Source organism: Ruegeria sp. HKCCA6837, assembly GCF_013034475.1.
Classification (GTDB): Bacteria; Pseudomonadota; Alphaproteobacteria; order Rhodobacterales; family Rhodobacteraceae; genus Ruegeria.
Genome location: NZ_WQGD01000005.1, coordinates 227,503 through 249,728, shown reverse-complemented (window position 1 = coordinate 249,728; position 22,226 = coordinate 227,503). Strand labels below are relative to the sequence as shown.

Annotated in this window: 16 protein-coding genes; 9 read left to right on the top strand and 7 right to left on the bottom strand. The window is 56.2% G+C overall.

The annotated features are described in order from the left end of the window. Positions 1-376: 376 nt before the first annotated feature. Entirely contained in the window at positions 377-2,758 is a 2,382-nt protein-coding gene (locus GOV91_RS10040) for a mechanosensitive ion channel family protein (RefSeq protein WP_171235392.1), read from the top strand. 87 nt (positions 2,759-2,845) lie between these two features. On the opposite strand, the gene GOV91_RS10035 is transcribed toward GOV91_RS10040, so the two are convergent. Genes GOV91_RS10035 through GOV91_RS10015 form a run of 5 tightly spaced genes read right to left on the bottom strand, consistent with a single transcriptional unit; the run spans position 2,846 to position 10,070 of the window. Beyond that, entirely contained in the window at positions 2,846-4,201 is a 1,356-nt protein-coding gene (locus GOV91_RS10035; RefSeq protein ID WP_171235391.1) for a CoA transferase, read from the bottom strand. After that, positions 4,198-5,352: an ABC transporter permease gene (locus tag GOV91_RS10030; RefSeq protein ID WP_171235390.1), complete on the bottom strand. Its 1,155-nt coding sequence runs from the start codon at positions 5,350-5,352 to the stop codon at positions 4,198-4,200. The genes GOV91_RS10035 and GOV91_RS10030 overlap by 4 nt, the downstream gene beginning before the upstream one ends. Continuing rightward, positions 5,349-6,377, bottom strand: a complete 1,029-nt coding sequence (locus tag GOV91_RS10025; RefSeq protein WP_171235389.1) for an ABC transporter permease — start codon at positions 6,375-6,377, stop codon at positions 5,349-5,351. Before GOV91_RS10025 ends, GOV91_RS10030 begins: the two co-directional genes overlap by 4 nt. Positions 6,378-6,391: 14 nt before the next feature. After that, entirely contained in the window at positions 6,392-8,305 is a 1,914-nt protein-coding gene (locus tag GOV91_RS10020; RefSeq protein WP_171235388.1) for an ABC transporter substrate-binding protein, read from the bottom strand. Continuing rightward, a complete protein-coding gene (locus GOV91_RS10015; RefSeq protein WP_171235387.1) occupies positions 8,298-10,070 on the bottom strand; it encodes an ABC transporter ATP-binding protein in 1,773 nt (590 codons plus the stop codon). The genes GOV91_RS10020 and GOV91_RS10015 overlap by 8 nt, the downstream gene beginning before the upstream one ends. A 233-nt stretch (positions 10,071-10,303) precedes the next feature. Here GOV91_RS10015 and GOV91_RS10010 point away from each other — a divergent pair, with 233 nt between their 5' ends. The 7 genes from GOV91_RS10010 to GOV91_RS09980 all read left to right on the top strand — a co-directional run bounded on the left by GOV91_RS10010 (position 10,304) and on the right by GOV91_RS09980 (position 18,276). Continuing rightward, complete coding sequence (locus GOV91_RS10010) at positions 10,304-10,801, top strand: class I SAM-dependent methyltransferase (protein ID WP_348540064.1); 498 nt, start codon at positions 10,304-10,306, stop codon at positions 10,799-10,801. A gap of 18 nt (positions 10,802-10,819) precedes the next feature. Beyond that, complete coding sequence (locus tag GOV91_RS10005; RefSeq protein WP_171235386.1) at positions 10,820-11,449, top strand: glutathione S-transferase family protein; 630 nt, start codon at positions 10,820-10,822, stop codon at positions 11,447-11,449. Positions 11,450-11,562: 113 nt separating this feature from the next. After that, positions 11,563-13,965: an FAD-dependent oxidoreductase gene (locus GOV91_RS10000; protein WP_171235385.1), complete on the top strand. Its 2,403-nt coding sequence runs from the start codon at positions 11,563-11,565 to the stop codon at positions 13,963-13,965. A gap of 2 nt (positions 13,966-13,967) precedes the next feature. Continuing rightward, complete coding sequence (locus tag GOV91_RS09995) at positions 13,968-15,512, top strand: trimethylamine methyltransferase family protein (protein ID WP_171235384.1); 1,545 nt, start codon at positions 13,968-13,970, stop codon at positions 15,510-15,512. Then, positions 15,513-16,187, top strand: coding sequence for a TetR/AcrR family transcriptional regulator (locus GOV91_RS09990; RefSeq protein ID WP_171235383.1), 675 nt, complete (start codon positions 15,513-15,515; stop codon positions 16,185-16,187). Continuing rightward, positions 16,184-17,488, top strand: a complete 1,305-nt coding sequence (locus tag GOV91_RS09985; protein WP_171235382.1) for an FAD-binding oxidoreductase — start codon at positions 16,184-16,186, stop codon at positions 17,486-17,488. Before GOV91_RS09990 ends, GOV91_RS09985 begins: the two co-directional genes overlap by 4 nt. A 56-nt stretch (positions 17,489-17,544) precedes the next feature. Beyond that, the gene (locus tag GOV91_RS09980) at positions 17,545-18,276 is read left to right on the top strand and encodes a hypothetical protein (RefSeq protein WP_171235381.1); all 732 of its coding nucleotides are present in this window, start codon (positions 17,545-17,547) and stop codon (positions 18,274-18,276) included. Positions 18,277-18,281: 5 nt separating this feature from the next. On the opposite strand, the gene GOV91_RS09975 is transcribed toward GOV91_RS09980, so the two are convergent. Continuing rightward, positions 18,282-18,674 carry a DUF3307 domain-containing protein gene (locus GOV91_RS09975; protein WP_371732295.1) on the bottom strand — a complete coding sequence of 131 codons (393 nt, stop codon included), beginning with the start codon at positions 18,672-18,674 and terminating at the stop codon, positions 18,282-18,284. A gap of 215 nt (positions 18,675-18,889) precedes the next feature. On the opposite strand from GOV91_RS09975, the gene GOV91_RS09970 reads away from it, so the two are divergent. Then, entirely contained in the window at positions 18,890-21,886 is a 2,997-nt protein-coding gene (locus tag GOV91_RS09970) for an ABC transporter transmembrane domain-containing protein (protein ID WP_171235420.1), read from the top strand. Positions 21,887-21,890: 4 nt separating this feature from the next. Here the strand turns inward: GOV91_RS09970 and GOV91_RS09965 are convergent, their stop codons facing one another. Continuing rightward, on the bottom strand, positions 21,891-22,178 hold the full coding sequence (locus GOV91_RS09965) for a helix-turn-helix transcriptional regulator (RefSeq protein ID WP_171181572.1): 288 nt from the start codon (positions 22,176-22,178) through the stop codon (positions 21,891-21,893). Positions 22,179-22,226 lie beyond the last annotated feature (48 nt).

The window sequence follows — 22,226 nt, the reverse complement described above, 5'->3', positions numbered from 1 at the left end:
TGATCTCGATGCGAAATCCGCGCGTTCGCAAGCGTTATCGTATATTTTTTTGTTGTGCTTGCCAAAGGCAGAAATGCGACCCCGCAAATGTTCCAAGCATTGCGATTTGGCAACATCATATTGAAGAATTAGAGACATATCGCACCAAAGCTTGGAAAGGATCGCAAAAGGACCAAAGAAATCACCAACATATGGGACGCCCGCAACCTTTGCTAACGTCATATTCAATTTCCACTGGATTGGAAACAGGCGCAAATCGCTTGTGCGCCGAGAACACGCCAGAACATGTTCTTGAAACGGGGGCGTGCGAGTGTTTGAACTGCCCGCGACGCTTCTTTATTCTGCACTGCATCGGAAAAACTGGAAACAAGACCCTATGAAACATACCTTTCTGGCCGCGCTCGTATGGGCTTTGTGGTCTTTCGTTCTGGCATTTCCGGTCAGCGTCTCGGCGCAATCATCCTTGATTCCAGGTTACGGTGCCGGAACGGGCAGCGCGTCCGAGCCCGCACCTGAAAGCGATCTTGCCGCTGCGATACGCGCCGCCAGCGAGGCGGGCGCAAGTGTGATTGTCATCGACAGCACCGGCCAGGTCGTAACTACAGCAGGCGACGCCGAGGCAAGCCCCACCCAAAACGGCGGTGGGTCGAACAACCCTATGAGCGACGGATCGCAACTGATGAAGGCGCAGGAGCGGTTCTCGAAGTTCCGTGAGTCCATGCAATCACGGCTCGAGGCGCTGCCTTATTCGGTGTTCGAAGTGCAGTATATTCTGCGTCAGACCAGCCCTGACGGGCGTATCCAGACTTATGTCGAGGTCTTGGGCTGGAACATCCTCTTCCTGCTGTTGGGGCGTTGGCTGTCGATCGAGATTTACGGCAAACGCTTTGCTCGGCGTTGGGTTGTGGCCCGGGTCAAAGATGACCCTGTTGGATACCGCGAAAAGATGCCGTTCCTTGTCTTCCGCTTTTTGATGGGGATTGGTGGCACGATCTTTGCCATGCTTATGGCGCTGATTGTTGGGTATCTGTTCTTCGGCGAGGCCGAGGACATCTCGATCCAGTTTACGGTTACAGCCATTTTCACCGCGTTCTTCTTGGCGCGTACTGTATCCGATCTGTGGCGGATGGTTCTGTCTCCCTATCTGAGCCAATACCGCCTGCCGCCGTTTTCCGACAAGAACGCGCGCAGGCTGTACATCTGGGCGTCGGCTTTGGCGACCTACGACATCTCGGTTGTTTTGTTTGCAACATGGGTCGCGGATTTTGGCCTGAATTATAACGTTTATGCTATGGTTTATGGCGGGCTCACGATGCTTGGTGCGTTGGGCAATGTTCTGATGATCTTGTTCAATGCCCGGGCCATTTCGAATGCGATCCGGGGAGGGCGCGCATCAGATCAGGTATCGTTTCTCTTGCGTTTCGTGTCCTTTGGCTGGGCGCCTGCTCTTATCGTTTATGTCGTGTTCAGTTGGTTCCGTTTGGCCGTTGATTTGGCGCTCGAGAATCCGACGCCACTTCCGCTGATTGCAAGCAGTTACCTGATCTTCATGTCCGTCGTCATCGCCTATGGCGCGATGAACTATCTGCTGGAACGGTACTTTGATCGAACCCGCAAGATCGACGAAATAAACGAAGAAGCTGCGGCTGGCGAAGACGACATCGTGCCGTTGGAAACACCTGAGGCCGAGCAGAGAAAGCAATACCTTCTCACCTACGAAGATCTGGCCCGTCGGGTGGCCGGAATTCTGGCCTTTGTGATCGGAGCTTATGCGCTTGTGGTCATCTGGTACCCGGACGCGGACTGGAGCCAGGACCTGCCGGTCGAACGTGCGCTGGATGTGATGGTCATCATCTTCATCGGCTATATCCTGTTCCACTTCTTCCGAATCTGGATAGACAGCAAGATTGCCGAAGAGGTCGATGACGGTACAGAAGCGGAACTGGGCGATGAAGGCGGCGAGGGTGGGCAAAGCCGTCTGGCAACATTGCTGCCCCTGTTCCGGGGTGCAATTCTGGCTGTCGTCGTCGTCACGATTGTTCTGATTGTTCTGATGGAGCTGGGCATCAATGTCAGCCCGCTGTTTGCTGGCGCTGGTGTAGTAGGTTTGGCCGTTGGTTTTGGGTCGCAAACACTTGTGCGTGATATCTTTTCGGGCGCCTTTTTCCTGTTGGATGATGCGTTCCGCAAAGGCGAATATATCGACATCGGGGATGTAAAGGGCACGGTCGAGAAGATCTCGGTCCGGTCCATGCAACTGCGTCATCACCTGGGTGCACTGAACACCATTCCCTTTGGTGAGATCAAGGTGCTGACCAACTATTCGCGCGATTGGGTCATCATGAAACTGCCCTTGCGCGTGACCTATGACACAGATGTCGAGAAGGTGCGCAAGCTGATCAAGAAGCTGGGACAACAGCTGCTGACCGATCCTGTGATTGGCGACAATTTCATCCAGCCGCTGAAATCTCAGGGTGTGATCGAGATGCAGGATTCCGCGATGATCATCCGGGTTAAGTTCATGACCAAACCGGGTGACCAGTGGCTGGTACGAAAGAAGGTTTATCAGGAAATTCGCGAACTCTTTGCGCGTGAGGGTATCAAGTTTGCCCACCGCGAGGTCACGGTGAGGCTGGCGGATGGAAAAGAAGCCGAGGATCTGACCCCGAAACAGCGTGATGCTGTAACTGGTGCAGTTCAGGCCGCAATTGACGAAGAATACCTGGACGATATCGGCCCCGGAGGCGACGACCGCTAGGGCGTGCTCCCGCCATTTTGAGGGACATCTCTGACGAGATCCCGTCAATATGTTGGGCCCAGCCGCGCGTTCCGCGCGGCGGTTGGGTCAATTGGCGTTCAAGGGCCAAATGGGCTGTGATGTGCCCAATTTCGATGCAGGCAAATCCCAGTGCATTGATGCCTCGCCGACTTTAAGCGCAGGTTTGAGCCGATGACCGGGCCCCCAGCCAGATGCTTCGGTTTCCGTGTTGTAGTCTTTGGGTGTCGGATTGATCGGTGCTGCTTCGGTATCGTCCTTGCCAAGGACAGCCAGAAGTTCAGCTGTGCGGGCAAGGGACAGGTGGGCGTGCATGATGGAACTGCCCGATGCGGCCTCTGACAGGGCGGACAGAACAGCGGCCGCCATCAAATACCCTGTTGCGTGATCAAGGGCCTGAACCGGCAGGGGGGTAGGTTTGTCCGCCTGCGCCCAGCCCATTCCGGTATGGGCGATGCCCGCGCTCATCTGCACAAGGCTGTCAAAACCGCGCCGGGTGGACCATGGCCCCTGCCAGCCATAGGCATCCAGAGTGACCTCGATCCGGTTCGGAGCCAATTCGTCACGTTTGGCGCGCGTCAGGCCCAAAGCATCCAATGCGCCCGGTCGATACCCGTGCACAAACACATCCGCTTGTGACAGCAGCTCTTGCAGCCGCTTCATGCCATCGTTTGTTTTCAGGTCCATATAGGCGCAGTGCTTTCCCAGTGAGATGTCAGGGATCACCCCCGGTTCATCCCAATCAGGCGGGTCGATGCGCAGAACCTCGGCGCCGAAACCGGCCAGCGTGCGGGTCGAGACCGGACCGGCGAGAACGCGGGTTAGATCGAGCACGCGTAATCCCGCCAAAGGACGCTTGGCAGTTGCTTCCGGTCGGTCGCGCAGCTTGACATAACGCGGCCCCTGCCAACCGATCAGCGGATCGCGTGACACGGCGCGGCCTTGCGGATGTTCCAGCCACTCGGCTCGACTGCGCATGGCAGCGGCAACGCCGCCTTCCGCCACGACGGCAGTTTCCAGATCCGCTATGGACAATGACTTAACGGCAGTTGCTACGGCATCGCGATCAGGCGGAGTACCAAGAACCTTCAGCGCAGCCGCCCGGTGGCGAGTTAAGTTGGTGTGCAACCTGATCCAGCCGTCCGAGGCTTTATAGTCGCCTGCGACCGCATCCCACAGGCTTGGCATGTCCCAACCGTCTGGTTTGAAAGAATAGCCGAACCAAAGGGACGCCAGCCGGTGATCGACCGTGATTTCAGGTTTAACGGAGAACAGGTTGAGCGCTTGCATCAACCGGGCCATTTCGTGACCTACCGCTGCAAAGCTGGCTGTGGCCAATTCAGAAACGGCAAAAGCGCTGGGCAGCGCTCCTTCACCCGTTCTGCGATAGCTGTCCGCAGCAGGAAGGGTGGCCAGAAGGCTCATTGCTGATAGGGGTCCAGACTGTCGCGCAGCCCATCACCGAGGAAGTTGAACGCCAGCACGACCACGATGATCGGCAGCATCGGGATGGCCGTCCACGGGTAGATCTCGATCGAGGCGAGGTTCTGTGCATCATTCAGCATGACACCCCAACTGACCGCAGGTGCCCGCAGACCCAACCCAAGGAAACTAAGCGCTGTTTCCCCCAGGATCATGGCCGGTATCGACAAGGTGGCTGATGCGATCAGGTGCGACATGAAGTTGGGTAGCAGGTGTTTGCGGATCACCCGGCCCGAGCTCGCGCCCATCATTTCAGCCGCGCGCACATATTCTTCCTCACGCAGTGACAGGAACTTGGCCCTAACTGAACGCGCAAGGCCAGGCCAGTCGAGTATGCCCAGGATAATCGAAATGATGAAGAAAACCGCCACAGGGCTCCAGTTCGATGGTACGGCGGCGGACAGCGCCAGCCAGAGTGGCAGTTCCGGCAACGAGCGCAGAATTTCGATGACTCGGTTGATCGTCCAGTCGATGCGCCCGCCGAAATAGCCCGCCATCGAGCCGAACAAGATGCCCAGAAAGAACGACACAGAGATACCGATCAGGCCCACCGTCAACGAAAGCTGAGCGCCATAAAGGATACGACTGAAGATGTCGCGCCCCAGTCGGTCAGATCCCCACAGGAACAGGGTGGCGCCTTCGGGGGCGCAGAACAGATGAGTGTCGGACGGTATGAACCCGGCCAAACGGTACTCTGACCCTTCGCAAAAGAACCTGATGGGACGAGGGTCGTCTGTGTCGGGCACAAATTTCCACTGGAATGTCTCAAGATCCGCTTCGGCGACGATCGGATACACATGGGGCCCGATGAACTCACCCTCATGGAACCAATTTACAGATTGCGGCGGGGCATAGAGGTGTTCGCCATTTCGCTCGTTCGGCCCATAGGGTGCGATAAACCCGGCAAAGGGCAACATCAGATAACAAAACAGCAAGAAAATGCCAGAGATCAGGCCAAGCTTGTGAGTGCGGAATTTGCGCCAGACCAGCACCCAATTTGGTGCGTCCAGATCGGCGCGTTCCAGTTGCTGAACAGACGCTTGCGGATCAAATGGCGCGTCATCGACAAAGCGGTTATCGGGACGATCAGTCATGCTTCGCGCCCCTCATAACGGATGCGCGGATCCAGCATCACCAGCAGAATATCCGAGATCATCGTTCCGATCAGCGTGAGCAAAGCGACGAACATCAGGATGAAGGCCGACAGGAACTGATCCTGCGTTTTCAAAGCCGTCAGCAGGGTCGGGCCAATTGTTTGCAGGCCCAGAACGACGGAAACCAGAACTGAGCCTGATACCATTGACGGAAGCAGGTTGCCGATATCGGCCACGAAAGGGTTAAAGGCCACACGCAGTGGGTATTTGGTCAGCATCCGCGACGGGGCCATACCTTTGGCAATCGCAGTTTCGACATAAGGCTTGCCAAGCTCATCCAGCATATTTGCCCGCAGGCGCTGCATCATGGCCGAGGCCCCAGAGGTACCGATCACGAAGGTTGGCACGATCAAATGAATGAGGATGGATTTCAGCTTGTCCCAGCTCATCGGCTCGCCTTCGAACTTGGGGTCCATAAGGCCACCGATGGGCAGGTTGAAATACTGGTGCCCATAGTAGAACAAGATCAAAGCCAAAAGGAAGTTCGGTGTGGCCAGACCCAAATATCCAACAAAAGCCGAGGTATAATCGATCCACGTTCGCGACCGCGCCGCGGCGATAACACCAAGGGGCAAAGCCACGGCATAGACAAACAGGATCGCAGCCAGATTGACGACCACCGTCAACCAAAGCGTATCGCCAACAATTTCTGATACGGGACGGTCAAATTCAAAGGACCAGCCATAGTTTCCTTGAGTTAGACCGGAAAACCCGTGCGGTCCGGGCCAGAACCCCATCCAGATCAGGTATTGCTCCCAGATGGGACGATCCAAAGCGTATTCCGTGCGCAGAAACTCGGCCTTGGCGACACCGGCAGATTGCCCCGAGGCCTGAAGCTCGGCGATCTGGTTGCTCAGGTAATCACCGGGCGGCAGGTTGATGATTGTGAAAATCAGGACCGAAACTACCAACAAAGTCAGCAGCATCGTAAAGAACCGATAGACCGCATAGCGCAGCATGACCATTTTGCTGCTCCTGCTCAGTCAGCGAAAAAGAACTCATCCGGGCGATGGATGCCGAAATGCGCGCCTGGTTCCCATGCCCACATAGCCTGTTCCGGTACGTTGCGCAGACGATTCGAGACAACCACCGGCTGCGGCGCGCCGTTCAGGATGCCAATTGCATACAGTTGGTCCGCGTGAATTTTCAGCATTTCTGTCCAGGCTGCCGTGCGTTCTTCATCGCTTGTGGCGATTTCCCAATCATGGGCCAGTTCCATCAGACGTTCGGCTTCAGGCATGTCAGGGGCTTCGCCAACTTCACCCTTTGTCTGGTAATATTGACCCCATTTGGGCCAAGCGAGGAACACTTGATCAGTGGGTGCCAGATAAGCTGGTGAAGTGTGTGCCTGCGGGATACCATCATCCCATCCAAACCAAACTGACGCCATCGAGTTGCCCGCAAACACCCGGTTGCGCAGAATGTCGCGGTCCAGTGGACGCATCACCAGTTTGACCCCGATCTCGCGCCAGTTGTCGGTGACGATTTGCAGGGCATTCTCGACCTCTTGCCGTTCACCTGCGGTTTCGATGATCAACTCCATCGGGCGGCCATCAGGCAGCAAACGGATGCCGTTTTTGTCGCGTTGCGTCAGACCGGCTTCGTCCAGCAGGGCATTGGCCTGATCAATATCGTATTGCGCCCAGGCCTCGGCGTTCTCTTCATTGTAGAACGGCGAAGCGGGCAGCACTGACATCGCTGCGGGGCGCGCCAGTTTGAAATACAGAGCCTGATTGATGGTCTTGCGGTCGATCCCAAGCGACAAGGCACGTCGCACACGAACGTCGCGCAACACGTCGCGCCAGACGTCATCCGCAAAGTTAAGGTTCGGATAGATCGCAACCTGGGACGCTACGCCGGTTTTCCACAGCAGTGTTTTGTAGCCGCCTTGGGCCTCACCTTTTTTAAGGATCGACGCGTCCCGGAAGGCCAACCCGCGACCTTGCAGATCGCTTTCACCTGCGTTGGTCTTGGCTGCGACAAGGCCGGGGGCAACAATCTCCATCTCAACCACGTCGATATAGGGCAACTGTACCCCGTTGCTGTCGATACGGTGGTAGTAGGGGTTGCGCACAAAGTTATGCCTGATCTTCTTGCCCGAGCTTGCGTTTAGCCAAGGTTGCAAAGTCGGCAGTTCGTGGTTGTCGAACTTGTAAAGGTTGTCCAGCTTGTTGTGCAACGCGGCCCAGCTTTTGACCCTTGCATCTTCAACCAGAAAGGCCAGCTCCTCGGGATCGGCGTATTTCTCGTGGTACTGTTTGAGGAAGGCGGACGGACGGTAAATAAATGGCGGTCGCGCATTGGCAAGCGTTTGCAGGAAGTCCGGGTTTGGATCCTCCCATTCGAAGATCACCGTGGTTTCATCAGGAAATGTAACCGTTGGTGATTTGCCTTCGACGATCAGAAACTCAAGCGGACCCGAAGGGCTGAGCAGTTCGTTATTGGCAACCTCTTCCCACCAATAGCGGAAATCTTCCGAGGTGAAGGGCGAGCCGTCTGACCATTTGTGCCCTTCCCGCAGTTTCAGCGTAAACTTGCGATTGTCTTCGTTCTCGAACGAGGCCAGCAGATCGGGCACAATTTCATAGTCCTGGTTAAACCCAACAAGGCGGGCATAGCCGTAGACGACCATTTGGCGGATATCTTTCGACCGTGTCACCATCGTACGCAGCGTACCACCTTGGGTGCCAAATTCACGGCCTTTAGCGGCCAGATCAACGATCAGCGGTTCCTTGGGAATGCGTTCTTCGATCGGCGGAAGGTTGCCTGCCTCTACTTCAGCGCTCCAGAAGGCGCTTTCCTGAGGAGTAGGAAAGGTTTCTGCCGTGGCGGGCAGCATTCCCGTCAGGGCCAGCATTGCGGCCAGGATCAGGGGGCGAGTGGTCTTAAACATGGCAACGTACCTTATGGCCCGGTTCCAATTCCACCAATGAAGGTATCACGGTGTCCGAGAAACGGAAGGCTTCTTCCCAACTGTCCGGTGCGCCGGCGCCCAATGAAACCATTTGCAGGTCAATTGGACGGTTGATGTCGGGTTCGGGTTGAGCGGCAATCAGCGCCTTGGTGTAAGGGTGACGCGGATTGTAGAAAAGCGTTTCGGGCGGTGCCTGTTCGACAATCAGGCCGCGCCGCATAACGGCAACTTCGTCGGCAATCCGGGCGACAACGGCCAGATCGTGCGAGATAAACAGATAGGACAGGTTCAGGCTGTCCTGAAGGTTCTCCAGCAAGGTCAGGATTTGTTCCTGAACCGAGACATCCAGAGCCGATGTGGGTTCGTCACAGACAATCAGTTGCGGGTCCAACATCATGGCACGGGCCACAGAAAGGCGCTGCCGCTGCCCGCCGGAAAACGCGTGGGGATAGCGTTTCAGCATGTCTTCTGTCAAACCGACACGTTGCAGCATCTCGGCTGCTTTGTCGCGCTGTTCCGCTGAGGTGCCGATCTTGTGGATTTCCAACGGTTCGGTCATCGCGTCCTGAATGCGCATACGCGGACTGAGCGAGCTATAGGGGTCCTGAAAGACCATTTGTGCCTTTCGCTGAAACGCCGTGCGCTGGGCGCGCGTCATGCTGTGCACCGTGATTGGGTCGACGTCAGGTGCAGTGCGGAACAGAACTTCGCCACCAGGGTCGGGCAATTCGGCACCCAATGCGATCCGGGCTGCTGTCGTCTTTCCCGATCCGCTTTCGCCAACAATAGCCAGCGTTTTGCCGCGTGCAAGGTTCAGGTCGACGCCGCGACAGGCGTAGATTGCGGTGTCGGCTTGCCACCCCTTGCTGGACCGCATGGTGTAGGTCTTGGACACGTCCTTCATCTGAAGGATCAGATCTTCGTCCGGCATCGGAATACCTACGGCATCCTGGTCCGGAATTTCCGGCGCGGCATCGAACAACTGTTTCGTATAAGGATGAGCCGGAGCGGTCAGGATTGGCGCGGCCGGGCCCGACTCCATGATGCGACCCTTGTGCATGACCACGACCTGTTCGGCCATATTGGCGACGACACCCAGGTCATGGGTGACAAGGATCAGCGCCATGCCGGTCTCGCGCTGCAATTCCTTGATCAGCCCCAGCACCTGCGCCTGTGTGGTCACATCCAGCGCAGTGGTTGGTTCGTCTGCTATCAGCAGTTCGGGCTTGGATACCATCGCCATTGCGATCATGGCGCGCTGACGCATCCCGCCAGACAATTCAAACGGGTACGAGTCATAAGCGCGCTGGGGGTCGGGGAAACCCACGCGATCAAACTGGCTCAGAACTTCTTTGCGGGCCTCGGCTTCTGAAAGACCACGATGCAGCCACAAGACTTCGCTGACCTGATTGCCGATCTTGTGCAGGGGCGACAGTGAACGCATAGGTTCTTGAAAGATCATCGAAACCCGGTTGCCGCGTATGTTGCGCATCTCGCGTTCCGAGACCGATGTAAGCTCGCACGTACCTTTGGAATCGTTCAGGGTAATAGTGCCGCTGCGGATCTGTGCAGAGCGGGGTAGAATGCGCAAAGCGGCCCGACATGTGATTGTTTTGCCCGATCCGGATTCACCCACTAGTGCAAGTGTCTGACCGGCCTCGACGTCGAAGTTCACATCCGTGACCACGGAATTGCCCGTACCAAAGCCAATGCTCAGGTTTCTGACGGACAACAACGCGTTCATGCGGGTTTTCTACCCGTTTGACCAAAAGGTGACATCGGTTAATTCAACTCCCCGTGATTTTTTGCTTAGTGTCGCGCGGTTCCGCCCGACTAGTCAAACCCGTTCTTGGGCTGAAATGTCGCGGAATTGTGAAACTTTGGGCTTCATCGCTACACAAAGTCTTGAGAATTTGTCATCTAGGGCCGCATCGGGCGCATCTATGCTTCCGAATAGTATCAAGGAGATATGTGCTGGTGTCCGAGAATCAAAGCCGCCTGGATCTGTTCATCGACCGCATGGTGTCGCAACGCGCCTGTCTGGATTTTGCGATTGCGCATACGGCGGGCATGAAAGGCCCGGTTTTCGAGTTGGGTTTGGGCAATGGCCGTACCTATCACCATCTTGTGCAGCATATGGATGACCGCCCGGTTTATGTGTTCGAACGCGCGGTGGCTTCTCACCCAGACTCAACCCCACCCGAGGATCGGGTGATTCTGGGGGATGTGCGCGATACGTTGCCTGCATCCGTTGACCGGTTTGGCGCAACAGCGAGCCTTATCCACGCAGACTTGGGCGGGCATAACCGTGAGAAGAACGATAAATTTGCTCGGTTCGTCTCGCCGCTGATTGAACCTTTGCTGGCGCAGGGCGGTCTGATGGTGTCCAGTGATCGCATGTATTTCGACGGGCTGACAGAAATGCCGCTGCCCGAAGGTGCCGTTGAAGGGCGCTGTTTCATTTACCGCCGTTGATCTGAAAGGGGCACCAGCATGATTTTCTACGACTGCTCAACAGCCCCCAACCCCAGGCGAGCCCGCATGTTCATTGCGGAAAAAGGGCTTGAGATCGAGACCCGAGAAGTCTCGATCGCCGAAGGCGCGCAACTGAGCGATAAATTCCGCGCCGTCAATCCGCGCGCCACCGTGCCTGTCCTGGTAACCGATGATGGTACAGTTCTCACCGAGAACATGGGTATTGCCGCTTATCTTGAGGCACGTTTTCCCGAACCGCCTTTGATGGGTCGGACCCCCGATGAAAAAGGTCTGGTTCTGATGTGGAATGCGATCGCCGAACAGCAGGGTGGTTTGCCCATCGCCGAAACGCTGCGCAACAGTCATCCGGCTTTTCGGGACCGCGCTATTCCTGGTCCGTCCAACTATGCCCAAATCCCGGAACTGGCGCAGCGCGGAAAGGACCGTGTGATTCAGTTTTTTGATCTGCTCGAGGCGCGGTTGACCGAAAGCAGATTCATCGCGGGTGACGACTTCACTCTAGCTGACATCTCGACCTTTGTTTTTGTCGATTTTGCGCGAGTGATTAAAACGCGAATCCCTGAAGGCAATACTGCGACGGTCGCGTGGTTTGAAAGCATCCAGTCACGCCCTAGCGCCAAGCTTTAGCGACCACTGTTTCAAGGCGCCCATCACTGCTGGTCTACACTGTACAGAAATGTCTAGACAGAAATGAACAGTGCCACTAGCGTTTTCCCAGATTTTGTTTTGGGGAGGTTCAGATGAAATCTCAGTATCGCGTTGTTGTCATTGGGGGCGGGGTCGTCGGGGCCTCGGTTCTGTATCATCTGGCCAAGTTTGGCTGGTCGGATGTCGTGATGCTTGAACGGCGGCGGCTTGCGTCGGGCTCTTCGTGGCACGCGGCTGGCGGTATCCACGCGTTGAATGCCGACCCGAATATGGCGTCACTGCAGGCGTATACTATCGACCTGCTCAGTGAAATCGAAAAGGAATCGGGTCAGAATATCGGTTTGCACATGACCGGCGGTCTGACTCTTGCCGGAACGCCCGAACGGTGGGAGTGGTTGCAGGCCAACTACCGAATTTTTCAGTCCATCGGGATTGACGATTGCGAGTTGCTGACCCCGCAAGAGGCCCAGAAACGTTGTCCGATCATGTCCTCCGAGGGCGTGCTGGGTGCTATGTGGGCGGATCGTGAAGGGTATATCGACACAACCGGAACAGTGCAGGCTTATGCAACAGCGGCCCGAAAACGCGGTGCTGAGTATTACGAAGAAACCAAAGTCGAGGAACTGATCCAAACCGATGAAGGTTGGAAGGTTGTGACCGACAAGGGCACGATCACTTGCGAACATGTGGTCAATGCGGCGGGCCTGTGGGCCAAGCAGGTCGGGCGCATGGCTGGCGTCGAATTACCGGTATCACCGCTTAAGCACCACTATCTGATCACTGACACAGTGCCCGAAGTCGCAGCCGCCGATTTTGAGATGCCGATGACCGTGGACCTGGAAGGATTCACCTATATGCGGCAGGACCAAAAGGGCGTTCTGGTCGGCATTTATGAAGTAGATCACGAGCATTGGGCCATGGACGGCGCGCCGTGGAACTATGGCGAAGAGCTGTTTCAGGAACAGCTTGACCGGATCGAGAACGAATTGACGCTGGGCTTTGAACGTTATCCTTCGATTCAGAATGTCGGCATCAAGACATGGGTGAACGGCGCATTTACCTTTTCGCCCGACGGTAACCCTTTGGTCGGTCCGGTGCCGGGCAAACGTGGCTATTGGTCTGCCTGTGCGGTGATGGCGGGCTTCCTTCAAGGTGGAGGCGTGGGTAAGACCTTGGCCGAATGGATGATCCATGGCGAGCCCGAGGCTGATGCCTGGTCAATGGATGTGGCCCGCTACGGCGACTATGCGCAGAACAAGCGCTATATCCGCGAGACCACGGGTCAGTTCTATTCCCGCCGTTTTGTGATGACCTATCCAAACGAACAACTGCCTGCAGGCCGTCCGCTGAAGATGGCTCCTGCGCATGACGCGATGACCGAGGCTGGCTGCAAATGGGGCGTCAGCTGGGATCTGGAGGTGCCGCTGTATTTCGCACCAAAGGGTTTCGAGGAAACACCAACGCTTAAGCGGTCCAATGCACATGACATCGTGACTGAAGAATGCAAGGCCATCCGTGAAGGCGTGGGCCTGATGGATATCTCGGGCTTTTCTCGGTTTGAAGTGACCGGTCCGAATGCTCAAGTGTGGCTCGATAGGGTGATGGCCTCGAAACTGCCTGCCCCGGGGCGCGCGAAACTGGCCCCGATGCTGGGCGAGGATGGGCGGCTTAAGGGCGATTTGACCGTTTTGAACTGGGGCGACGGCACCTGGTGGATCATGGGCAGCTACTATCTGCGTGCCTGGCACAAGCGCTGGTTTGACGATCACATGATTGAGGGTGTCGAGCTGCGTGATCTGGGCGAGGAATATTGCGGCTTTGCCGTGGTTGGGCCGAAATCGCAGGCTGTGGTCGAAAAGCTGGCAGAGCAGGATATCTCGGGCTTGAAATTCATGGGCTGCGGCGATTTCGACATCGGCCTTGTTCGTGCTCGCGTGGCGCGCATGTCCGTGACCGGCGAAAAGGGGTACGAGATCAACTGCCGCTATGGCGACCACATCAAACTGCGCCGTATCTTGTTGGAGGCCGGTGCCGAAGAAGGCATTCGCGAGGTTGGTTTCAACGCGATGGGGTCGACCCGGTTGGAAAAGAGCTTTGGGATTTGGTCTGCGGAGTTCACGCAAGCCTATACACCTGGCATGACCGGAATGGATCGCTGGATCGATTGGGAAAAAGAGTTTGTCGGCAAAGAGGCCGCGCTTGCCGAACGCAATGGCAATGGTCCGGCACAAGTACAGGCGACGTTGGAGATCGATGCAGCTGACGCGGATGCCAGCGGGTACGAGCCGATTTGGGCCAATGGTGAACGCGTTGGTTTCGTGACCTCGGGCGGCTATGGGCATTACACCGGCAAATCGCTGGCGATGGCCCTGATTGACCGCGACAAAGCTGAACCGGGTACTGAACTGTCAGTCCATGTGGTTGGCGTGGAACGGTCGGCACGCGTGGTTGCGCCGTCGCCTTATGACCCGCAAGGCAAAGCGATGCGAGGCTGATCATGACCGCTCAGGACCGAGGACGCAGGCGGCGCGGGCGGGGGGCCGAAGCCGCCCCGCAACCCAGTCGCGATGTGAACTATCGCCAGCTCAAGAACCCTTTCCCGCAAATGGAGGTGTTTCCGGCGGATCAGATCGCCGACATGCATGAGACTGCATTGCGTACGTTGGAAGAATTGGGCGTAAAATGTCTGCTACCCGAGGCGCGCAAGCTTTTCAAACAAGGTGGTGCGCGCGTGGACGAAGACAGTGAAATGGTCTTCATCGGGCGCGAGATGGTTGGGGCCGCAGTGGCTTCAGCCCCAAAGTCTATTGATTGTCGAGCCGGTTCGCGGCGGCGGGATTTCACGCTTGAACTGGGCTCTTTGGTCTTTCAACCCGGTGCCGGGGCTCCGAATGCGACCGACCTTGAACGTGGACGTCGCCCCGCGACAGGGCAGGATTATCTGGAGTTTCTGAAGCTCACGCACCATTTCGATGTATTCCAGATGATCTCGCCTCAGGTCGAGCCGCAGGACGTACCAACCCATTTGCGCCACTATTTTACCACGCAAGCGCAGATGGAGCTTACAGACAAGTTCCCGTTCTTTTTCTCGCGCGGCACGCCGCAGGTGATGGATTGCTTTGAGATGCTGTCCACGGCCCGTGGCCTTTCGAGTGATGAATTCCAGGGCAATGCGCATTGTTACACGATCATCAACACCAATAGCCCGCGCACTTTGGATATTCCGATGGCGCAAGGTCTGATCGACTTCGCGCGGCATGGTCAGATGTCGATCATCACGCCGTTTACCCTGATGGGCGCGATGGCTCCGATTACTGTGGCCGGGGCGATCACCTTGTCCCATGCCGAAGCGCTTGCCGCTTTGACACTGACGCAGCTTGCCAAACCTGGTGCTCCGGTCTGTTATGGAACGTTTACAAGCAACGTGGATATGAAATCTGGTGCCCCTGCATTCGGGACGCCTTCCCATTTCCAGGCGTCTCTGGCTGCGGGTCAATTGGCGCGCCAACTTGGCCTGCCTTGGCGGTCGGCAGCAGGATCAGCGTCAAACATCAACGATGTGCAGGCCGCGAACGAGAACCAGTTTGGCCTTTGGGGCTGCCTGATGGCCGGGGCAACCGTGATCATCCATTCCGCAGGTTGGCTGGAGGGTGGCCTGACCGTATCCTTCGAAAAACTGGTCTGCGATGCCGAGGTCCTGAACATGGTGGCCGAACTTTGCGCGGGTGCACAGGCAGGCGCGGCAGAGATCGGATATGATACAGCCTTGCGTGAGGTCGAACCCAGTGGACATTTCTTTGCCTCAAGCCAGACGATGGAGCGGTACAATACCGAGTTCTATCAACCGCATCTTCATGACTACGCCAACTTTGGCACCTGGACCGAACGTGGGGCGGTTGATGCGAATAATCGGGCTACTGACGTTTGGAAAGGTATCCTGAGCGACTTCAAAGCACCAAGTATTGACAGTGACAGTTTGGGTGCCATGCACGACTTTATTGCGCGTCGGACTGCCGAGGGCGGCGCGCCGCCGGAGAGTTGAATGAATACAAAACCTGTCCTTCACCGCGATGATCCCAAGGCTGAACCCTTGATCGGCAACGTCAAGGTCACGCGTGACGATTGGTTGAATGTGGCAATGGACGTGCTGATTTCGGATGGGATAGATCAAATTAAGGTTCTGAATCTTGCCGAGCGGATGGCTGTATCGCGCTCATCCTTTTATTGGTACTTCAAATCTCGGCAAGAACTGATGGATGCGCTGCTTTCCCGCTGGCAAGCCACCAATACGGCAGCATTGATCAAGCAGGCGGAGGCCCCGGCTGAGACAATCACAGCAGCTGTCTGCAACGTGCATCGTTGTGTGGTAAACAGCGAGTTGTTCGACACCGCGCTGGACTTTGCCGTACGTGACTGGGCGCGTAAATCCGGCAAGGTGCGGCGTGCGCTGGACCAATCCGACGCGCGTCGCCTTGCAGCACTGCACGCAATGTTTGCCCGCTACGGCTATTCCGAGATCGAGGCCGAAACTCGAGCGCGGGTACTGTATTACATGCAGATTGGCTATGACCTGGCGCAAATGAACGAACCAATTGAGATGCGGATCTCGCTATTGGCGCACTACCTCTACACGTTTACCGGCGTTGAGCCAAAGCCAGAAGAAGTTGAAGAATTCAGCGCATATACAATGCGTTATTGGAAAGGAGACTTGAAATGAGTCAACCAGACGCAATCATCATTGGCACGGGTGTGATCGGCGCGGCCATTGCGTTCGAGATGTCGAAGGCGGGGTGGAAAACCCTGTCTTTAGACCGCAATTCTCAGGTTGGTCACGGCTCAACCGCCGGGTCTTGTGCGATAATCCGAATGCATTATTCGACCTTTGACGGAACGGCCTTTGCCTGGGAAGGCTACCATTACTGGCGCGACTGGGCCGACTATCTGGGGCTGCCAGAGGATGCCAATCTGGCCCAGTTCCGGGAAACCGGTTGTCTGGTCATGAAGACCGAGGCGAACGGTATGTTGGAAAAGCACATGCGCAATTCGTCGGATTTGGACTGCCCCTTCGAGGAATGGTCGGCTGAGAAAGTGGTGGAGCGCCTGCCGGTTTATTCGCTGGACAGTTTTGCCCCCGCGCGCCGTATGGATGATCCGGAATTCGGTCAGTCCAACGGACGCAAGATGACCGGCGGTGTGTATTGGCCGCAAGCGGGGTACGTCACCGACCCGGCCTTGTCTGCACAGAACCTGATGGATGCCGCGAAACAGAATGGGGCCGAGGTGCGCACCGGCGCTGAAGTCACTGAAATCCTGACCGAGGGCGGGCGCGTTTCCGGCGTCAAACTGGCGTCGGGCGAGGAAATCCACGCCAAGGTCGTGGTCAACGTTGCGGGACCGGGTTCGGCGATCATCAACGAGATGGCGGGTGTCCTGGGCGACATGACCATCAAAACCCGGCCCTTGCGGCAAGAGGTGGTTCATGTTCCTGCGCCTGAAGGGTTCGATTTTGAAAATGATGGAACCATTGTGTCGGACAGCGACATCGCCTGTTATTGTCGCCCGGAACATGGAAACCATATCCTCGTCGGATCAGAAGACCCGGAATGTGATCCGCATCAGTGGTGCGAGGACGATGTGAACTATAACCGAGAGTTCACCGACCAGTGGACCACGCAGGCGATGCGCTATGCGCAACGTGTCCCCAGTCTTGGCATCCCGTCGAAAACGCGGGGCGTTGTTGACCTGTATGATGCGTCCACCGACTGGATTCCGATCTATGACAAATCCAGCCTGCCGGGGTTCTACATGGCCTGCGGTTCCAGCGGGAACCAATACAAAAACGCGCCGATTGCGGGTAAGATGATGACGGCTCTGATCTCGTATTGCGAGGGTGGTGCCGACCATGACGCAGAACCGTTGCAGTTCGAACTGCCCTATATCAAACGGAGCATCGATGTCGGCTTTTATTCGCGCAAACGTCCGATCAACGAAGAAAGCAGTTTCTCGGTGCTGGGCTAGTCACGGCCTGTAAACGATCTACGTCTTGCGGGGCTGGCAAAGAGGGTGGCCCTGCTATGACCGACCGACAAACCAAAGTTCTGATTCTGGGCAGTGCTCCTTCGGCCTTAGAAGCGAGGGCTTGGTCGCGCCAGCCCTTCACGCATATTGTCGCCATCAACAACGCGTGGCGCATTCGAGGGGATTGGGATTACTTAATCCACCCCGAAGATTTTCCGACTGACAGACGCCCGAAGTACGTTAACAAAGCGCAAAGCATCGTCACTGCGCGAGATTATGTGCCCAAGCAGAACGAATATGGCGGGTTCGTCTACGCAGGCGGCACGATGGCTTTTACAGCCGGGTATTGGGCGCTGGCGGCTCTGAAACCGGATGTATTGGCGTTTTTTGGATGCGACATGATGTATTCGGGTTCTGGCAAGACCCATTTTTACGGAACCGGGGCCGCGGACCCGTTGCGGGACGATGTGACTCTGCGATCGCTCGAAGCTAAATCTGCGCGTCTGGCTCTTTTTGCAGCCAAACAGGGGTGCAGAGCAGTTCGGTTGTCCAACGGGCCCAGCCGATTGGTCTTTTCCTCAACCAGCCGGTCTAATCTGTCCGCGTCACCACTTATTGACACATTAGGAATGGGTCCAGCACGCCAAATAGAACACGATCTGGGCTATTACGTCGACTCAGGTCGGTATTGGGAGGTCGAAGAAAGATTCGATCCCGAAAAGATCGACGCATTGGATCGAATGTGGCTTCGGTCGTACAGAATGGGTGCGTTGAAAGAGGCGGCGTAACCTATTCAGGCTGCTGCAAAGCTAACCCACGCCCAGACCATCGCCACATATGTCAGGTTGTGCATCAACTGGTCCAACCCGGCCGCGCGCCAAAAGGCGGCTTGCGAAGGTTCCAGCTGGTTTTTGTCAGAATAGCTGGCTTTGACGAAATCGATGTTGAAATGGATTATCCATTCAAGCGCTGCGACAATCAGAATAAACGCCAAAGGTGCGCCAAAAACCACGAACACAATAATAGAGCCTGCAACATGTACTGCTGCATGCTGTGCACGTCCCCAATGAAAATACTCACCGCGTCCAGAGAGCATTTTCGGTGTCTGGAGGTAAAAGTCAGCGAACATGTGCTTTACAAGCAATAAGCAAAGCATAACGAACACTGCGCCAAAACTGGCAGCCAAAAGAACCCTCCCGATCTCGTCCTGCTGACCACTCTAGGCAATTAGATGGGCATACGTAAATGAACTAGTTCACATAAGCTTAAGAATTCGCACAATCGGGAAAAAAATTGCCAATTATGTCTGGATGGCATTAGAGTCATGCTGTTGAATTTGCGTGGATAACATCTGAACCGCGTCGTCGGTCAGCAGCAGGGGCAGGTTCCATAGAACGCACGATTTTCCGCTTTATCTGGAAGTACTCCAAACGCGACCAGCTGATCTTGCTGGCTGTGACAGCGACATTGTTCCCGCTGCTTTACCTGACGTTGGAACTGCCTAAGCGCATTATCAATGATGCGATTGGTGCACCCAACCCAGAAGTAACCATCTGGGGCTATACGATGTCGCAGACGAATTTTCTGGTTATTCTATGCTTTGCGTTTTTAGCGGCTGTATTGGGGCATGGCCTGATGAAAATGCGCATCAACACCATGAAAGGTGTGCTGAGCGAGCGGATGCTGCGGCGCTTTCGGTATCAGTTGATCAGCCGTGCGTTGCGATTTCCGCAACCCTATTTCGAACGCGTCAGCCAGGGCGAGATGGTGTCGATGATCACCGCCGAAAGCGAGCCGATGGGCGGGTTGATGGGGGATGCGATCAGCCAGCCTGTATTGCAGGCGGGTCAGATGATCACGATCCTTGCCTTTTTGTTCCTGCAAAGCTTTTGGTTCGGCTTGGCCGCGGTGGCACTGATTCCGGTACAAGCCTGGCTGATCCCCAAGCTGCAACGCCAAATCAACCTGCTGAACAAAAAGCGTATTCAAGAAGTGCGGGTGCTTGCGGCCCAAATCGGTGAAAACGCTGCAGGGGCTTCGACGCTGCGCGCCAATGGTGGCTGGCGTTATCGCCGGGCGATGATCTCGGATCAGTTGGGGCGGTTGTTCGGCATCCGGTTCGAGATCTACCAGAAGAAGTTTTTTATGAAATTCATAAACAACTTCATCTCTCAATTGACGCCATTCATGTTCTATCTGATCGGCGGTCTGCTGGTGCTGCAAGGCTCGGTCTCGCTGGGGGCGCTGGTTGCAGCGCTTGCGGCTTACAAGGACCTGAGCTCGCCCTGGAAAGAGCTTTTGACCTACTACAACCAGACACAGGACATGTCTTTGCGTTGGGACGTGGTGATTGACCGCTTTGCGCCCAGCGGAATGCAGGACGAAGCCTTGTTTGAGGGCGAAGCTGACGCACGCCCCAATCTGAACGATGATATTGTGCTGGATCATGTTTCGGTTCGGGACATGGACGGCAATCAGGTGTTGGACGATCTGAACCTCAGCTTTCCGGGCGGCAAGACGATCGGCATTTCCGCCCCCAGCGAGGAAGACCGCCGTGCCATCGCCGAACTTTTGACGCGTGAAATCTTGCCCAGTGGTGGCAAGGTGCGTATCGGGGATGTGAACCTGGCCGAACTGCATCAGGGCGTTGTGGCCTCACGTATAGGTTATGCTACGTCCCGCCCTGTCATGTTTCAGGGCACTTTGGGCGACAACGTAATGATGCCTATGCGGTTCAGACCGTTGTCAGAGAGCGCAGATGACCCCGATTTTCGCGAAACCCTGCGGGCAGGAAACAGTTCCGACCCGTTCAAGGTGGATTGGCTTGATCCGTCTTTGGCAGGGCTTCCGGACGCGGCGGCCTTGCGCGATTGGTGGTTGCAGCTGATCGACGGGATGGGGTCTGGTGCGGCCCTGTTCCAGCGTGGTGCAGAACAAAGCTTTAACGCCGCTGAGCATTGCGAACTGGCTCAGAAACTGGTCGAATTGCGTCCAATTGTGCGCAAAGCCGTTCAGGACGCGGGTCTGGAACAACAGGCGTTGATCTTCGACCGCAATCTGTACAACCCCGCCCTGCCTGTTGCCGAGAATCTTCTGTTTGCCACGCCCTGCGTTCCGGTGACACACGCTTTGCTGGTAGAACAGACGGTCTTTCTGGGCCAGCTGCGAGAGTTGGGGCTGGATGAAACGCTGATCGCATTGACCCGCGACGTGATCGAGATGTTGCGCCAGATTTTTGGTTTGGACGGTACGGATCACCCGTTGTTTCGCAAGCTCGGGTTGGATGCAAAGACCTATGAGGCTGCGGTCGAACTGGTTGAGCAGACCCGTAAAGAAGGCTCGGCCGGGTTGGACGATGCACAGTTGGCAAATTTGCTGGCCGTGCCGTTTGTTATTTCGGCGGAACAGATCGGCCCAGCGTTCACCGATGAGCTGAAGGACCGGATTCTCGAACTTCGACACAGCCACTCTGAGAAGCTGATGGAACGTCTGAAAGATGTTTTTGTTCCGCTGGACCCGGAGGTATACGCACCTGGTTTGACAGTCATGGAAAACGCGCTTTTTGGCAAAGTCAGTCAGATTGGCGGTGCCCGTTCCGATGAGGCGCGCAAGCTGATTGTCGATGTGTTGGCCGAAAACGGCGCGCGGCCATTGGTGACGGAACTGATTTATGACGTGCCGGTGGCCTTGGGTGGTCAGAACCTGCCCGCGGTGTTTGCAGAGCCACTGGCGTTTACGCGCGCAACGATCAAGAAACCGGACGTCCTGATCCTGGAAAACGCCTTGGCCAGTTACGACATGAAAACGCAGGTGGCCGTCTACAAAAAGCTGCGTGAGTTGCTGCCGGAGACTACTGTCATCTACTTGAACGATCAGTTTGAAAACCCCGATGTATTCGACATGTTCGTTGAAATCAGGCAAGGTCGTGTGGTCTCGGACGGAGGGCCGGTAGACGTGGAGGAAGACAGCGCAGCATCGGCAGATCTGGCGCGGAAATTGCGTGCTCTGGAACAGACCCCGTTGTTCTCTGGTCTGGACCGACGGCAGTTGCGCCTGTTGGCCTTTGGTGCACGCTGGTTTGACGCCGAGCCCAGGCAAGTGGTTTTCTTAAAAGACGACCAGCCAACCGATGGTGCCTATGTTGTGCTTGAGGGTGAGGCCGGATTGTACCTGCCGCAGGAGCAAGGGCCGGATCAGTTGATCACCACCGTTGGACCGGGCGCTTTGGTCGGAGAGCTGGGCCTGATCCGCAAAGAGCCGCGCGCGTTGAGCATGGTGGCAGAAACTCAGCTGTCTTGTCTGCGGATTGGTGAAGAGGAATTCCTTGCCGTCGTCGAGAATGACGCTGCAACTGCCTTCAAGCTGCTTCAGGTGATTGCAGGCTACGTTTCAAGCTAGGGGATCAGGTGTCTTCTGCGCAGAACAGTTTGTACAAGAGACCAATCACTTGTTCCGTGTTCCCATCACGCAAGGAATAGTAGACCGTCTTGCCCTCTCTGCGGGTTGAGACAAGCCCTTCTTCGCGCAGGCGGGCCAGCATCTGGCTAACAGCGGCTTGACGCAGCTCAAGCAGATTCTCAAGCTGACCCACGGATTTCTCTCCATCCCCAAGGTGGCACAGGATCATCAGCCGCCCTTCATGGGCCAGCGTTTTGAGGTAAGCAGCCGCGCGGGCGGCATTGTCTTTCATGTCCGGCAGAGTGTCCGTGCTGCGTGCCTGAGGATCGGTTTCTTTGAG

Bases quoted from the DNA above. Each gene is read 5' to 3' on its own strand.
- GOV91_RS10040 (WP_171235392.1), top strand. From the start codon at position 377: ATGAAACATACCTTTCTGGCCGCGCTCGTATGGGCTTTGTGGTCTTTC.
- GOV91_RS10035 (WP_171235391.1), bottom strand. From the start codon at position 4,201: ATGAGCCTTCTGGCCACCCTTCCTGCTGCGGACAGCTATCGCAGAACG.
- GOV91_RS10030 (WP_171235390.1), bottom strand. From the start codon at position 5,352: ATGACTGATCGTCCCGATAACCGCTTTGTCGATGACGCGCCATTTGAT.
- GOV91_RS10025 (WP_171235389.1), bottom strand. From the start codon at position 6,377: ATGGTCATGCTGCGCTATGCGGTCTATCGGTTCTTTACGATGCTGCTG.
- GOV91_RS10020 (WP_171235388.1), bottom strand. From the start codon at position 8,305: ATGTTTAAGACCACTCGCCCCCTGATCCTGGCCGCAATGCTGGCCCTG.
- GOV91_RS10015 (WP_171235387.1), bottom strand. From the start codon at position 10,070: ATGAACGCGTTGTTGTCCGTCAGAAACCTGAGCATTGGCTTTGGTACG.
- GOV91_RS10005 (WP_171235386.1), top strand. From the start codon at position 10,820: ATGATTTTCTACGACTGCTCAACAGCCCCCAACCCCAGGCGAGCCCGC.
- GOV91_RS10000 (WP_171235385.1), top strand. From the start codon at position 11,563: ATGAAATCTCAGTATCGCGTTGTTGTCATTGGGGGCGGGGTCGTCGGG.
- GOV91_RS09995 (WP_171235384.1), top strand. From the start codon at position 13,968: ATGACCGCTCAGGACCGAGGACGCAGGCGGCGCGGGCGGGGGGCCGAA.
- GOV91_RS09990 (WP_171235383.1), top strand. From the start codon at position 15,513: ATGAATACAAAACCTGTCCTTCACCGCGATGATCCCAAGGCTGAACCC.
- GOV91_RS09985 (WP_171235382.1), top strand. From the start codon at position 16,184: ATGAGTCAACCAGACGCAATCATCATTGGCACGGGTGTGATCGGCGCG.
- GOV91_RS09980 (WP_171235381.1), top strand. From the start codon at position 17,545: ATGACCGACCGACAAACCAAAGTTCTGATTCTGGGCAGTGCTCCTTCG.
- GOV91_RS09965 (WP_171181572.1), bottom strand. From the start codon at position 22,178: ATGAAAGACAATGCCGCCCGCGCGGCTGCTTACCTCAAAACGCTGGCC.